Annotated in this window: 14 protein-coding genes and 1 other RNA gene; 5 read left to right on the plus strand and 10 right to left on the minus strand. The window is 33.6% G+C overall.

The features are described from left to right. Window positions 1–90: 90 nt before the first annotated feature. The 3 genes from LAU42_RS05830 to LAU42_RS05840 all read left to right on the plus strand — a co-directional run bounded on the left by LAU42_RS05830 (window position 91) and on the right by LAU42_RS05840 (window position 2,459). Window positions 91–243: a cytochrome c oxidase subunit 2A gene (locus LAU42_RS05830; protein WP_224182711.1), complete on the plus strand. Its 153-nt coding sequence runs from the start codon at window positions 91–93 to the stop codon at window positions 241–243. A 12-nt stretch (window positions 244–255) separates the two neighbouring features. Further along, the gene (locus LAU42_RS05835; protein ID WP_224182712.1) at window positions 256–732 is read left to right on the plus strand and encodes a cytochrome c oxidase subunit II; all 477 of its coding nucleotides are present in this window, start codon (window positions 256–258) and stop codon (window positions 730–732) included. 71 nt (window positions 733–803) lie between these two features. Further along, window positions 804–2,459 (plus strand): b(o/a)3-type cytochrome-c oxidase subunit 1, encoded by a 1,656-nt coding sequence (locus LAU42_RS05840; protein ID WP_224184752.1) that lies wholly within the window; start codon window positions 804–806, stop codon window positions 2,457–2,459. A gap of 71 nt (window positions 2,460–2,530) precedes the next feature. Here LAU42_RS05840 and LAU42_RS05845 read toward each other — a convergent pair whose 3' ends face one another. The 5 genes from LAU42_RS05845 to LAU42_RS05865 form a co-directional block, all read right to left on the minus strand. After that, complete coding sequence (locus tag LAU42_RS05845; RefSeq protein WP_224182713.1) at window positions 2,531–3,649, minus strand: THUMP domain-containing class I SAM-dependent RNA methyltransferase; 1,119 nt, start codon at window positions 3,647–3,649, stop codon at window positions 2,531–2,533. Window positions 3,650–3,770: 121 nt separating this feature from the next. Continuing rightward, window positions 3,771–4,138: RNase P RNA component class B (rnpB, locus tag LAU42_RS05850), an RNA gene on the minus strand. Between the two features lie 51 nt (window positions 4,139–4,189). Continuing rightward, window positions 4,190–4,501, minus strand: coding sequence for a cell division regulator GpsB (gpsB, locus tag LAU42_RS05855; protein WP_224182714.1), 312 nt, complete (start codon window positions 4,499–4,501; stop codon window positions 4,190–4,192). 11 nt (window positions 4,502–4,512) lie between these two features. Next, window positions 4,513–5,064, minus strand: coding sequence for an SLOG family protein (locus tag LAU42_RS05860; RefSeq protein ID WP_224182715.1), 552 nt, complete (start codon window positions 5,062–5,064; stop codon window positions 4,513–4,515). Further along, window positions 5,061–5,396, minus strand: a complete 336-nt coding sequence (locus LAU42_RS05865; RefSeq protein ID WP_224182716.1) for a DUF1798 family protein — start codon at window positions 5,394–5,396, stop codon at window positions 5,061–5,063. Before LAU42_RS05865 ends, LAU42_RS05860 begins: the two co-directional genes overlap by 4 nt. Window positions 5,397–5,475: 79 nt before the next feature. Here LAU42_RS05865 and recU point away from each other — a divergent pair, with 79 nt between their 5' ends. Further along, a complete protein-coding gene (gene recU, locus LAU42_RS05870) occupies window positions 5,476–6,099 on the plus strand; it encodes a Holliday junction resolvase RecU (RefSeq protein WP_224184753.1) in 624 nt (207 codons plus the stop codon). Beyond that, complete coding sequence (locus LAU42_RS05875; RefSeq protein WP_224182717.1) at window positions 6,100–8,421, plus strand: transglycosylase domain-containing protein; 2,322 nt, start codon at window positions 6,100–6,102, stop codon at window positions 8,419–8,421. Window positions 8,422–8,458: 37 nt separating this feature from the next. Here LAU42_RS05875 and LAU42_RS05880 read toward each other — a convergent pair whose 3' ends face one another. The 5 genes from LAU42_RS05880 to LAU42_RS05900 all read right to left on the minus strand — a co-directional run bounded on the left by LAU42_RS05880 (window position 8,459) and on the right by LAU42_RS05900 (window position 14,127). After that, complete coding sequence (locus tag LAU42_RS05880; protein ID WP_224182718.1) at window positions 8,459–8,767, minus strand: YpoC family protein; 309 nt, start codon at window positions 8,765–8,767, stop codon at window positions 8,459–8,461. Then, window positions 8,764–9,417 (minus strand): endonuclease III, encoded by a 654-nt coding sequence (nth, locus tag LAU42_RS05885; RefSeq protein WP_224182719.1) that lies wholly within the window; start codon window positions 9,415–9,417, stop codon window positions 8,764–8,766. The genes LAU42_RS05880 and nth overlap by 4 nt, the downstream gene beginning before the upstream one ends. Further along, entirely contained in the window at window positions 9,407–10,081 is a 675-nt protein-coding gene (locus tag LAU42_RS05890; RefSeq protein WP_224182720.1) for a DnaD domain protein, read from the minus strand. The genes nth and LAU42_RS05890 overlap by 11 nt, the downstream gene beginning before the upstream one ends. A gap of 125 nt (window positions 10,082–10,206) precedes the next feature. Next, window positions 10,207–11,502, minus strand: a complete 1,296-nt coding sequence (gene asnS / locus LAU42_RS05895; RefSeq protein ID WP_224182721.1) for an asparagine--tRNA ligase — start codon at window positions 11,500–11,502, stop codon at window positions 10,207–10,209. Window positions 11,503–11,574: 72 nt separating this feature from the next. Then, the gene (locus tag LAU42_RS05900; protein WP_224182722.1) at window positions 11,575–14,127 is read right to left on the minus strand and encodes a helicase C-terminal domain-containing protein; all 2,553 of its coding nucleotides are present in this window, start codon (window positions 14,125–14,127) and stop codon (window positions 11,575–11,577) included. Window positions 14,128–14,134 lie beyond the last annotated feature (7 nt).

The following is a 14,134-nucleotide window of genomic DNA, read 5'->3' on the forward strand; positions in this document are numbered from 1 at the left end:
AATCTCAAAAAGTGTGATAAATATCACATTAATATATGTAACACTCTATTATTATAAAGAAAGAAAAGTTAATAAGAAAGGGTGTTCGATATGAAGGACGATAAAAATTTAAATCAAGCCAATGATCATTCAGATCATAAAGATTTAGATTTACGTGGCACAATGGCATCTGTACTTACATTAGGTGCAATTTTTGTGATTACATGGTTTGCAATTTTCATATTATTTATTGAACGAATTTAGGAGGGGAAAACATTGCATAAGTTAGAGAAAATTTGGCTTGGACTAGGTATAGGTTCATTAGTGCTGTTTCTAGGTATTATATTTGTTTCTGCGTTACATAATGGACATGAGCCTATTGCAAGTGGACGTGAATTCATCGCACCAGAACTCATCGATAAAGATGAAGTATTCAGTAAGCCAGGTTTACATAAAGTTGAAGGAAAAGAATGGGATTATGAATTAGTATTTGTAGTTTCTGCATTCAACTACAACCCTGGTAAAGTTGAAATTCCAAAAGGTTCAAAAGTAAAAATTATCGCAACAAGTCGTGACGTAGTTCACGGATTTGAAATTGCACATACAAACGTAAATATGATGATTGAACCAGGTCATATTTCTACATTTGTGAAGACGTTTGATAAAAAAGGTGAATATTTATTATTATGTAATGAATATTGTGGTATGGGACACGCTGATATGAAGTCAAACATTAAGGTGGTTGATAAATAATGAACGAATTTAAATTGGATAATGGTGCATTCGACGACAGATCTACGTTTAGAAATCACCATAAAGAAGAAATGGCAAATCGTGTAGAAATGTCAAAACAAGACGGTAAACTAGTAATGGCACACATGTATGTTGCTATCGTATGTTTAATAATTGGTGGTTTAGCAGGATTACTGCAAACACTAGTACGCTCAGGTACTTTAGAATTACCAGCAGGTATTGGTTATTATCAAATATTAACAGTTCATGGTATTATTTTAGCTTTAGTATTAACAACATTTTTTATTTTAGGTTTCCAGACTGCCGCTGTAATTCGTACTTGTGGTGAGCTTAGCCCACTACAACGTAAATTAATTTGGCTTGGTTTCTGGGTAATGTTAATTGGTACTGCAATGGCAGCTACAATGGTTCTTCTTAATAAAGCGACAGTTTTATATACTTTCTACGCACCATTAAAAGCACATGTTATTTTCTATGTTGGTATGGCACTTGTAGTTGTTGGCTCATGGTTATCAGCTGCTGGACAAGTGATGCGTTATGCACAGTGGAAAAAAGAGCATAAAGGACAGAAGTCACCATTACTTTCTTATATGGTTGCAATCAATAATGTTATGTGGTTCGTATGTTCTATTGGTGTTGCTTCTACTGTATTATTCCAGATGATTCCTTGGTCTCTTGGATTAGTTGAGCGCATTGATGTTACACTTAGTCGTACGTTATTCTGGTACTTTGGTCACGCATTAGTTTATTTCTGGCTATTACCTGCTTATATGGCATGGTATGCTGTCGTACCAAAAATTATCGGTGCAAAAGCATTCAGTGATAATTTAGCACGCATGAGTTTTATGTTATTCCTGTTCTTCTCAATTCCGGTTGGTATTCACCACCAATTAACAGAACCAGGGATTGATGTAACTTGGAAATATGTACAAGTTGTATTAACGTTTATGGTAGTAATTCCTTCATTAATGACAGCATTTAGTTTATTTGCAACATTTGAAGCATATGGACGAAATATCGGTGCAAAAGGATTGTTCGGATGGGTTAAAACGCTACCTTGGAGCGATGCACGTTTCGTATTACCATTCATTGGAATGGTTGCATTCATTCCAGGTGGTGCTGGTGGTTTAGTAAACGCATCTGCCCAAATGAACCAAGTTGTACATAATACAATCTGGATTACAGGTCACTTCCATTTAACAGTTGCAACAGCTGTAATCTTAACATTCTTTGGTACAATGTATTGGTTAATACCACATGCTACAGGTCGTGTAATGACTAAAGCAATCAACAAATTAGCAATAGCACAAGGCATCATGTGGGCAATTGGTATGTCAATTATGTCTGGTGCGATGCACTATGTTGGATTATTCGGAGCACCTCGTCGTTCAACTTACTCGACTTATGGCGGTTCAGAAATTGCTGCTGAATGGATTCCTTATCAAGTCATTCAGGCAATTGGTGGTACGATATTATTCATTTCAATTATTATGGTTGTAATCGTATTTATTCAGCTTGCATTCTTTGCACCTAAAGGTTATGAAGCATTCCCAGTTTCTGAAGCAATGGATGAAGCTGCACCAGTTTATAAATTCGTAGAAAACTGGAAATTCTTAATCGTCGTTACAATCGCACTTATTTTAGTGGCATATACTGTGCCGATTGGACAAATGTTTATGAATCCACCTCCAGGTGCTGCTGGTATGGGTGAAGGTAAACTTTGGTAAACAATTAATAATGACATAATTAATAAAAGCGATAGAAACATTAAATAGTTTCTATCGCTTTTAATTTTGTTTTATTTTTTACCCCAATATTGATAATACGTACATTCAATATAGCCATTAAATAGTTTACGACGTTTTGTCGCCTTTTGACCGATTAATGTTTCAAATGTTTTATAACTCGTCAAAATATAAAGTGACCATTCAGGATTTTTATGAATTAATTCACCTAAAAATTTGTACATTTCCTCAACTTCTTTTCGTTCACCGATACGTTCGCCATATGGTGGATTCCCGACAATTGCACCTTTCTCTCCAGTTAAAGTTAAATCATGTACATTCATTTGCTTAAACGTAATAATATCACCAAACCCAACTTCAATCGCATTGTTTTTAGCAATTTCCACCATCTTAGGATCAATATCACTTGCGGTAATTGAAATTTCCTTGTCATATTCTGCAACTTCTTCAGCAAGTGTACGTTCTTCATCAAATAATCCATCAGGAATAATATCCCACGCTTCACTTGCAAAATCTCTATTGAAACCCGGTGCAATATTTTGCGCTATCATTGCAGCTTCAATGGCAATTGTTCCAGAACCACAAAATGGATCAATAAAAGGTGTTTCACCTTTCCAGTTTGATAATAATACTAATGCAGCAGCTAAAGTCTCCTTCATCGGTGCTTCCCCTTGTGCAAGTCTGTAACGTCGTTTATGTAGTCCAGCACCTGATGTATCAATTGTGAGGAGTACTTCGTCTTTCAGTATACTTACTTCAACTTTATATAGTGCACCTGTTTCTGTGAGCCACCCTTGCTTTCCATGCGCACGTTTAAGTCTTTCAACAATCGCCTTTTTAACAATAGCCTGACAGTCAGGAACGCTGAATAATTTAGACTTTAAGCTCTTACCTTGTACAGGAAACTGACCATTTTCACTAATAAAATTCTCCCATGGAATTTCTTTCGTTTTATCGAATAACTGTTCAAATGTTGTTGCATAAAATCTACCAACAACAAGTTTAACTCTGTCCGCACTTCGTAACCATAAATTTGATTTTACTATTGCTCGCGCATCACCATTGTACAATACACGACCATTTTCAATTGTTGTTTCATACCCTAGTGCCTGAATTTCTTTTGCTGCGATTGCTTCCATACCCATAGGTGTTGTCGCTAATATTTGATACATAACATTCTCCTTGTTAACATAATATTTTTATACTCATTTAAATAATCACTCATTTTATTTTAACATTGAATCATACAATAAAAAAAGCCCTCCATATGGAGAGCTTATGCTAGAAAGATATCTCTATAAGCCATGTTCTGTACCATAGTACTACTAACGAGCCTAGTTACTCTCGTACGCCGGTGATAATCATCTGTCTGTACTTTCATACCTCTTCTATACGTTCATTTCCGCTAGAAAAGTGCTCCTACCAAATTTGGATTGCTCACTCGAGGGGTTTACCGCGTTCCACCTTCTTTATTTCTAAAGAAGCTACGTCACTGTGGCACTTTCAAACTACTTAAACCATATCATTGACTTAGGTTTGTTCATTGCCGTCAAATTAATGCCCTGGCTTATTGTTTCACCAGGCACGATCACTACAGCCATCTCAGGCATGTGTGAGCATGGACTTTCCTCTATATATTAATATAGCGATTATCCGAGATATCTTTATATTAGAACCCATTATAGCATGGATATGATTATTTCTCTAGTTAATTATTTACCAAATACAGCTTTCTCTAAATTAGAAATACGTTTTAGTAAATCAAAATTATTCGTATTTGCAGGACTTTCACTTCTACCAGTCGCAAGTCTCATTCTTAAATCTTCAATTTCACGCTTCAGCTTACTATTTTCATCCATAATTTTTAATAATTGATGATTCATATCTGACATCTTCTGATAGTCTTCTATTACATCATCTAAGAAGCTATCAACGTCTTCCGGCTTAAAGCCTCTAAACATTGTACGTTCGAATTCTTTTTCATAAATATCTTTTGCTGATAATTTTAAATTAATATCTGCCATAATTAATTCCCCTATTCTGAATGTTCTTCTATATAATTATTTACAAAATCTGATAAATCCTGCATCGTTATAATATCAATATTATATTGATTTTTTGAAGCAAAATCAACGAGCGTCTTTTTAAAATATTTCGCACTGCCTTCATATTCTTCATCATAAAACAAAAGAGTGCCTTCAGTATTATCCAGTACAAACTGATCTGTATTTCTAAATTGGTGGCCACCTTGATAAGTGCTGTCATGTGCCGATGTTACAAAGTCTGCACGTGCGCAAATCTGGCTATAATACAGTTGGTTTTCTTCATTCCATTTACTGAAGTGTTCCAAAAAAGGAGTAATGATACTCAACTTTATGTCATAATGTTTCTTTAGTCGAATGACTACTTCTGCTGCCCAAAGTTCTACCCCGAGTTGTCCTTCTATAATAACCCATTCTAGTCCTTCTTCAATGTATTCCTTAATGCGTTGCTGCAAATACAATTTAATATATTTAACTTCTTGCTGTTTATTATTGAATATATTTAATTCATATGGTTTATATCCTGTAATATAAATTGATTTCATGAGACTGTCATTCTTTTTATATAGTTAACTTCATGTTTCACTGCTTTGTATTGATCAATAAAAACTTTTTTACTCGTTTTACTGAAAAAGCAGCTGACAGAAATATCTCTTAAATGCGCAATACATAAATCGTATTTCTTTTCATTCATAAGCGGTAATGACGTAATTTCATCTTTATATTGATTAAGCAAAGTAATATGATGATCAACTTTTTCAGTAAATGGTTGCACATCCATAACGAAGTTAAATGCATGACCTGCTTTTGCTAATTCGAAGTATTTTTCAATCTTCTCTAGATCATAAATTAAGCTTTGAATACATTGTTGTAACATATATTATCTCCATTTCGCTTTTATGATACACTCATTGTATATTATATTAATAAACTTCACAAATAGGATGAGTAAAATGGTGAATTATCCAAACGGTAAAAAACATAAGTCTAAAGCATTAGTTACAAAGCAATTAAAAAATAGTAAAATAGAGTATGGTAAACGTGGAATGCGATTTGAAGAAGAAATTGACCTATCCAATCAATTTTATATGAAGGAAAATATCGCGATTATCCATAAAAAGCCGACACCTGTTCAAATTGTTGATGTATCATATCCGAAACGTTCACAAGCGGTAATTAAAGAAGCATACTTCAGAAAACCGTCAACAACAGATTATAATGGTATATATAAGGGTAAATATATTGACTTTGAAGCAAAAGCAACGCAAAATAAAACTAGCTTTCCGCTCAATAATATTCATAAACATCAAGTCACACATATGCAGCAAGTTACAGATCATGGTGCGATTTGTTTTATATTATTTTATTTTTCTTCGCATGATGAAGTATATCTTCTACCATTCACTGCATTTAAAAAATATTGGAGTGCATATTTGCAGGAGAAAACGAAATCAATACCATACCTTGATATTCAAAAAGAAGGTATACATGTAAACAGGAAATTTCAGCCAAGAATTGATTATATTCAAGCGGTTAACAGCATTTATTTTAATGGATTAAATGAAAGCGAGGAAATTTAAATGACGAGAAAGAAAAAGAAACGTAATATAAAAAGAATAATTTTGCAAATTGTTGGTGGATTATTTTTATTATTTGCAAGTTTATTTATTTGTGCGATGTTATTGTTTCTTTATTATGCTTATAAAGCACCTAAATTTGATGAAGCAGCATTACGTGATCAATTACCAACAAAGATTTATGATAAAGATGACAATCTCGTAACAGTACTTCAGATGGGTCAAAAAAGAGAACGTATTAAATTTCAGGAAGTGCCTGACCAATTGAAAAATGCAGTGCTTGCAACTGAAGATAATCGCTTCTACGAGCATGGTGCAATTGACTTTAAGCGTCTAACCGGTGCAGTCTTCAGTAATGTATCTAGTGGATTTGGTTCTCAAGGTGCATCTACTATAACGCAGCAAGTTGTTAAACGATCATTTCTAACGGATAAAAAATCCCTCGAACGAAAAGCACAGGAAGCATACTTATCATACCGATTAGAACAGGAATACAGTAAAGATGAAATATTTGAAATGTATTTAAATAAAATCTATTATTCAGATGGAATATACGGTGTAAAAACTGCAGCAAGATATTATTTCAATAAAGATTTAAATCAGCTCACTCTTGCAGAAGCAGCATATTTAGCAGGGCTTCCCCAAGTTCCGAATACTTATAATCTATATGATAATCCTGAAGCGGCAGAAAAACGTAAAGATACAGTGTTATACTTAATGAATCGACACGGTCGAATTACGAAAGCTGAAATGGAAGAGGCACAAAATCAAGATTTATCAACAAATCTTGTACAGAGAACAACAGCACAAAGACAGAATTTAGAACAAAATGATCCTAAATATGCATCGTATATTAATGTTATTAAACAGGAAATAAGAAATAATAAAGAATTTGAAGGCAAAGACTTACAGGATATATTAACGAGTGGCTTATCCATCTATACAAATATGGATAATAACGCACAAACGTCATTACAAAATAATACAGACAATATGAATATTTATAAAAATAAATATCATCAAGCAGCCTCATCTATTGTAGATACAAAGACTGGTGCACTGATAGCGATTAGTGGTGGTCGCAACTATAAAGATGTTGTTGATCGTAATTTAGCGACTGACATTCATCCTGTTGGGTCTACAATTAAACCGTTTTTAAGTTATGGACCTGTCATTGAGAATGAACAATGGTCGACCGGACATAGAATACAAGATGAAGCGGAATATGATATTCATGGTATTAAATTCAGAAACTACGACAAACAAAGTCATGGATTAGTTACAATGCGAGATGCGATTAGACGAAGCTTAAATATTCCGGCGTTGAAAACGTTCCAGGCAGTGCAACAGGAAGCTGGTAACGGTGCTCCAGCAAAATTTGCTAAAAATGTGGGATTGAACTATAAATCGTCCGATTTAGGGCCTTCAGATGCACTTGGTGGCTCGTCTAGTGAATTCTCTCCTTTACAGATGGCAAGTGCATATGCATCTTTTGGTAATGGTGGAACATATAATGAAGCACATGCAATTCGAAAAGTAGTTACACAGGATAACGAAACAATAAACTTTGAATATAATTCAAGAAAAGCTATGGAAGATTATACGGCATATATGGTGACTGATATGCTTAAAGGTACTTTTGAGCCTTACGGAACAGCATACGGCAGCCAAATTCCTGGTTTAAACCTTGCCGCAAAAACAGGTACTGGTACATATGGCGATGAAACATATATAAAATATAACTTACCTGATAATGCAGCTAAAGATGTTTGGATTGTTGGCTATTCTCCGAGATATACAATGTCTGTATGGATGGGCTTTACACAAATGGCTCAGTATGGTGAGAACTCCTTCGTAGGACCAGATGAACAGTCATTACCTAAAGAGTTGTTCAGGCAAGTTATGAGTGAAATCAGTCCGATAGATGGTGCTGATTTTGAAATGCCTGATTCAGTAGAACGTTCAGGAGGATTCCTCCAAGTTAAAGGGAATTCTGATAATAATATAACGACATCAATTAAGCCTAATAGCAATAATGAAACTGTTCGAGATGATTCTCGAGCAGTTTCTAATAATCGTTATAAAGTAATTAGATCGCAACCGACAACGGAAGAACCGGTAACGACTGAACGTAAAACTATAGAAAAACCGACGACTGAGGCAAAAACTGTAGAGAAACCGACGACTGAACGTGCTACTACAGAGCCAACGACAACACAACCAGCAACAACACAGCCGGCAACGACACAGCCTGCAACGACACAACCAGCGACGACACAGCCAGCAACTACTCAATCACCTTCATCTAATTCGACACGTCCATAAAATAAACCAGAGCAATGCATTATCCCATTGCTCTGGTTTATTTATTTTTCAAATTATATATTGCTTTAAGTTTTAATACTTCCTTCATCATCGTTTTTAACTGTTCATATCCCATATAGTGATACTTTCTACCTTCAATATAATGTATTCTATCATCAAAGTTTAATGGACACTTTTCATAATTATGCATTTCACTATTTTCTTCGTATCCATTAATTTCGTTAAGTAAATTAATGAGTATATTAAAATATTCATCAATAAGGTTTCGGACGTCCTGCTGCTTTAGTCTTCTATCCTTTACCGCTAAATCTATTTTCGTCTCTAACTGTTTAATTTGTGCTTTCATTCGACAATCACCTTATGACGCTTTTTTCCTTCACGACAGTCATTTAATAAAGGACAGTCCAAACATTTAGGGTTTCTGGCCGTACAATGATACCTTCCAAAAAATATAAGTTGGTGATGTGTTTTATTCCATCTTGATTTAGGTATTTTTTTGCACAATGTTTCTTCTACTTGCTTTACGTTATCTTTCCACCTGCATATACCAAGGCGTTTAGAAACTCTTTCTACATGAGTATCTACTGCAAGTGCTGGTATTCCAAAAGCAACAGATACAACAACATTCGCAGTTTTCTGCCCAACACCAGGTAACTTAACGAGTTCAGCATGTGACTCTGGAATCTCCCCATTATATTTTTCTAATAGTATTTTGCATAATGCCTGAATGTTTTTCGCCTTATTTTTATATAAACCTATCGATCTGATATCTTCCATTAATTCTTCTAATGGAACTGCCAGGTAATCTTCTGGTGTTTTATATTTCTGAAATAAGTTTTTAGTCACTTTATTTACGAGTACATCCGTACATTGTGCTGATAATAATACTGCAATTGTAAGTTCAAATGGATTTTCATGAATCAGTTCGCATTCAGCATCAGGAAACATGTCATCAATTACATCAAGCATTTGCAATGTCTTCTTCTTACTTATCATATGGACTCTCTCCGTTCACCCAGTCAAATACAGGAATATCTGGTATTTCTTTTACTAAACTTTTATTTTTGAAATGCTGACTTACTGTTTTCGAATCAACAACTGTCTTTACATTTTTCTTCTTCCAGTTTAATAATATGCGATCAATATATTTAATACTTAGTTTATTATGCGCAGCTGCTTCATTTAAAGCTTCATTGATTAATTCAATGCTATGGCGGTCTTTATCAATCCAATGACTTATTGTTTCAATTTCAAGCGGTGTCATCGGTCTGGCAAATGTTAATTCAAATCTTTCAAATACTTTTTCAAAATTTAAATCATCATTTTTTGTCTTTTTCTCAAACATTAGTTTTGATTTATACGCTTCAATCTTTGTCTCTAAAGGAGATAAATCATAAATTTCATTAAATTGTGCATGACTATCCTTTTCTACAGTAATTTTAAGAATATCTTTACTAATAAGATTTTGAATAATCATCATTATCTCACTTTGGTTAATGCTCATATGATCTGCTAATACTTCAAATGATGGCAATTGCTGGAATTCAGACAACTCAATGATTTTTAATATGACAATGAGTTCAGTTTCACTCATATTAATTTTATGATAATAAATAAATAAATCGCTTGGAATAATTATCGGTTTACGAAAAAGCGACATACGTAGTCCTCCTTATAAGTTTCTTTAATTATTTCAGACTACATTAAAATCCGGACAAAATTAGAAAACAAATTTCATTTTCATAAATTGTCCGGATTGAAATTTAGTAATTAATATTAACAGTATTACGGATATAAGCGGTTTAATAGTCGTGGGAACGGACTCGTTTCACGAACATGTTCAACACCTGATAACCAAGCTACCGTTCTTTCTAATCCAAGTCCGAAACCTGAATGCGGTACACTACCATACTTACGTAAATCTGTATAATAACTATAAGCAGCTGGATCTAAACCATGTTCTTTAATGCGTTCTTCAAGAAGCGCTAAGTCATCAATACGTTCTGATCCACCGATGATTTCACCGTAACCTTCTGGCGCAATCATATCTGCACATTTAACCGTACCCTCTTCATCAGGATTTGGCTGCATATAGAAAGGTTTAATACTTGTAGGATAATTAATAATAAATACTGGCATATCATAGTGATTTGCGATTGCAGTCTCATGTGGTGCACCGAAGTCATCACCCCATTCAATATCATCGAAACCTTGTTCTTTAAGGAATTTAATCGCATCTGTATAAGTAATTCTTGGGAATGGTGTAGAAATTTGTTCTAACTTCGAAGTGTCACGTCCAAGAATTTTTAAATCTAATTGACAGTTTTTAAGTACCGATTGAACAAGATGCGTTACATACTGCTCCTGCACTTCTAAACTGTCCTCATGCGTATAAAATGCCATTTCTGGTTCTATCATCCAGAATTCAATTAAGTGACGGCGTGTTTTCGATTTCTCTGCTCTGAACGTTGGCCCGAAAGAAAAAACTTTACCATGAGCCATAGCTGCTGCTTCCATATATAATTGACCACTTTGAGATAAAAATGCATCTTCATCAAAGTATTTAGTATGGAATAATTCACTCGTTCCTTCAGGTGCTGAACCAGTTAAAATTGGTGGATCAATTTTAGTGAATCCTTCTTTGTTAAAAAATTCATATGTAGCACGGATAATTTCATTTCTGATTTTCATTACTGCATGCTGGCGTTTTGAACGTAGCCATAAGTGACGATGATCCATCAGGAAATCTGTACCATGTGCTTTAGGTGTAATAGGATAGTCGACCGCTTCGTGTATTACTTCAAGGTTCGTAACTTCCATCTCATAACCAAAATCAGAACGTTCATCTTCTTTAATTACACCTGTAATATATAAAGAAGATTCCTGTGTAATCCCTTTTGCAACTTTAAATAAGTCTTCACCAATTGATTCTTTTACAACGACAGCCTGCATAAAACCTGTACCATCTCTCAGTTGCAGGAACGCAATCTTACCGCTTGAACGTTTGTTTAAAATCCAAGCACCAATCGTCACTGTTTGACCGACAAAGTTCGGTGATTGATTTATTGTAATTTTCGTCATGTTAATATCTCCAATCATAGTGTTTATAATAATATTTTACCAATTATCCATTAGAAAGATAAGTGGTGTGTATTAAATTTTTTGATTTATTTCATCAATAACTTCTGTGAATGTATTAATATTGCCACTTTCTACATGAAATGACTTTAAAATATGAGAAAAGTGCGAAGAAAACTTCCCTTCAAGTATCCTTCTGTCAAAACAAATAAGCATTCCCCTATCATTTTCATTTCGAATGAGCCTACCTGTTGCCTGGTGCAACTTATTAACTGCACTTGGTAACTGATAATCCATAAACACATCATTTACTTCATCTCTCATGAGCATAATGTTTAAATCGTCCGGATGCATAAACGGTAAGGAGATGATCATCACCGTTTTAAATCCATCATATTTAAAGTCTACTCCTTCATAAAATGTCTGCGTTGCTAAAAATACACCTTTATCAAGTAAATTAAACTGCTCGTTCAACTTAACAGTATTAACATCTGACGTTTGAGAAATAATTAATGAAGGATCAAATAGTTCAACGAGATAACTTCGTAATAATTCAATTTGACCGTAGCTGTTCATTAAAATTAATACTTTAGATGAAATATGTTCTAAATAATAATGTATATATTGCATACAGCTTTCTATATATTGTTCAGTATGCCTGTAATTAAACTGCGGGACATCATTTGGTACGAACAGCGTCGCTTTATATTTTGAAAACGTGTTTTCATATTTATAGAAATGCTCTGCATCTGGATTAAACTGCTCTAGAAATGATAAAGTCTGCATCGTTCCGGATAGAAATACTTTAGATGAAAATTTATTAAAGATTCTATTTGTCAGTAAATCGTTTATGGATATCGATTTACTGATGAGTGACATGCTTGCTTTATTATTATTTTTCATCTGAATATATAATTCTTTATATACTTTGATTTGTATCCAGACAGTCAAAAAGTACTGATGCAGCATTGCAAGTTTTGTTTTTACGACGTCTTCTAGTTTCCCGCTTTGTAACTGTGTTAAAATATCATTTATCTCTTTAAAGAGCGCATAAATATGACTGTGTTCTTCAATGGTAACTCTAATGACATATTTACCTTCATAATATAATGATAAGCGTTCAAATAAATCATCAATTTTTTGATTTAATAAAGTAATTTCATAATCACTATTATGAATATCATTCAAAGATTGAACCTTGCTGTCGGGTAAAGATTTTATCGTTTGACCGATTATATATTTAATGTTCTGGTAATTTAATGTGTCATACGCATTATTTAATGCATAATCCAGCAACTGATGTGCTTCATCTACTATTAAGTGATCGTACGATTTAAATATATCGTTTTTTCTACGACTTAATAAATGCGCGTGATTCGTAATACCGATATGAGGTGTATTAGAAATATCATGATATATATAATACGCATCACGATTGTAGTCATATAATGCATACATTAAATCAAAATATATTTTTCTTCCACCATTCAAATTGAGTCGATCAATATCACCGCCATGTGGCTCAAGTATAAACGTTAAAAGCTGCATTTTTAAAAGTAATATATCATGATTCTCTTTTTCATCATTTAAAATTTCATTAATAAATTGCAATGATAAATAATGGCGTTTGCTTTTAATAAATTGCACTGGCACTTGAATATGTAGTGCTGCTTCAAGTTGCTTTAAATCATCATTAATAATTTGTTTTTGCAGAAATATAGTTGAAGTTGATAATAAAACTGATGTTTGTTGGTTACTCAAATAATATATTAATGCGATTAAGTAGCTTACCGTTTTCCCACTTCCTAAATCCGCTTCAATCGTCAACGTATTATGCTGCATCAATTGATTATAAATACGTTGTGATAATTCAAATTGTTTCTCACGATATGTAAACCCGAGTTTCATAATCGTATTTTCAAAAAATTGATCAAATGATTGATGTATAGGTGGTAACGTATCAAACGACTGCTGTTTCTTATAAAAATACAACCCAGAGTGATTTTCGAAATGTTTTTCAGCCGAATATTCCATAAGTATTTCAAAGATGAGTTCTTCCATGTTGTAGCGCATAATTTTGGCATACTTATACAGTCTTTTTAAAGTATCGGTCGGATATACCGATACTTTATTTATACTTGCAATCAACACTTCTGCCGTCGCGACTGCATCATCTATTGCTCTATGTGCAAGATCCAGATTAATATTCAGTTCATCTGTTATGGATTTAAGCTGGTAGCGCTCTAAAGATGGATAGACAATTTTAAACCAATCTACCGTATCAATAATATAATTCGGATGATAATCCATATGCATTCGTCTAAAATATTTCTGTAAAAATCTTAAATCGAATTGTACATTATGTGCTACAAATACACAGTCTTCTATTAATGCGTATACGTCTGATGCAATTTCGCTGAACTTTGGCGCATTTAATAAGTGTGCTTCATCAATTTTTGTCAGTGATTGAATAAATGCAGGTATTTGCTGATTACACGCTATAAATGAATCAAATGTTTCAATAATTTTCTTATCCTGAACAATTGCGATTCCAATTTGAATCATTTCATCGCTATCAATATTGTTACCTGTCGTTTCTATATCAACGACTGCATATTTCCGCTTCATTTTATCA

Source organism: Macrococcus armenti (assembly GCF_020097135.1).
Taxonomy (GTDB): domain Bacteria; phylum Bacillota; class Bacilli; order Staphylococcales; family Staphylococcaceae; genus Macrococcoides; species Macrococcoides armenti.

Bases quoted from the DNA above. Each gene is read 5' to 3' on its own strand.
- nth (WP_224182719.1), bottom strand. From the start codon at position 9,417: ATGATAAGTAAGAAGAAGACATTGCAAATGCTTGATGTAATTGATGAC.
- LAU42_RS05890 (WP_224182720.1), bottom strand. From the start codon at position 10,081: ATGTCGCTTTTTCGTAAACCGATAATTATTCCAAGCGATTTATTTATT.
- LAU42_RS05845 (WP_224182713.1), bottom strand. From the start codon at position 3,649: ATGTATCAAATATTAGCGACAACACCTATGGGTATGGAAGCAATCGCA.
- LAU42_RS05860 (WP_224182715.1), bottom strand. From the start codon at position 5,064: ATGAAATCAATTTATATTACAGGATATAAACCATATGAATTAAATATA.
- gpsB (WP_224182714.1), bottom strand. From the start codon at position 4,501: ATGGCAGATATTAATTTAAAATTATCAGCAAAAGATATTTATGAAAAA.
- asnS (WP_224182721.1), bottom strand. From the start codon at position 11,502: ATGACGAAAATTACAATAAATCAATCACCGAACTTTGTCGGTCAAACA.
- LAU42_RS05865 (WP_224182716.1), bottom strand. From the start codon at position 5,396: ATGTTACAACAATGTATTCAAAGCTTAATTTATGATCTAGAGAAGATT.
- LAU42_RS05900 (WP_224182722.1), bottom strand. From the start codon at position 14,127: ATGAAGCGGAAATATGCAGTCGTTGATATAGAAACGACAGGTAACAAT.
- LAU42_RS05880 (WP_224182718.1), bottom strand. From the start codon at position 8,767: ATGAAAGCACAAATTAAACAGTTAGAGACGAAAATAGATTTAGCGGTA.
- LAU42_RS05840 (WP_224184752.1), top strand. From the start codon at position 804: ATGGCAAATCGTGTAGAAATGTCAAAACAAGACGGTAAACTAGTAATG.
- LAU42_RS05875 (WP_224182717.1), top strand. From the start codon at position 6,100: ATGACGAGAAAGAAAAAGAAACGTAATATAAAAAGAATAATTTTGCAA.
- LAU42_RS05830 (WP_224182711.1), top strand. From the start codon at position 91: ATGAAGGACGATAAAAATTTAAATCAAGCCAATGATCATTCAGATCAT.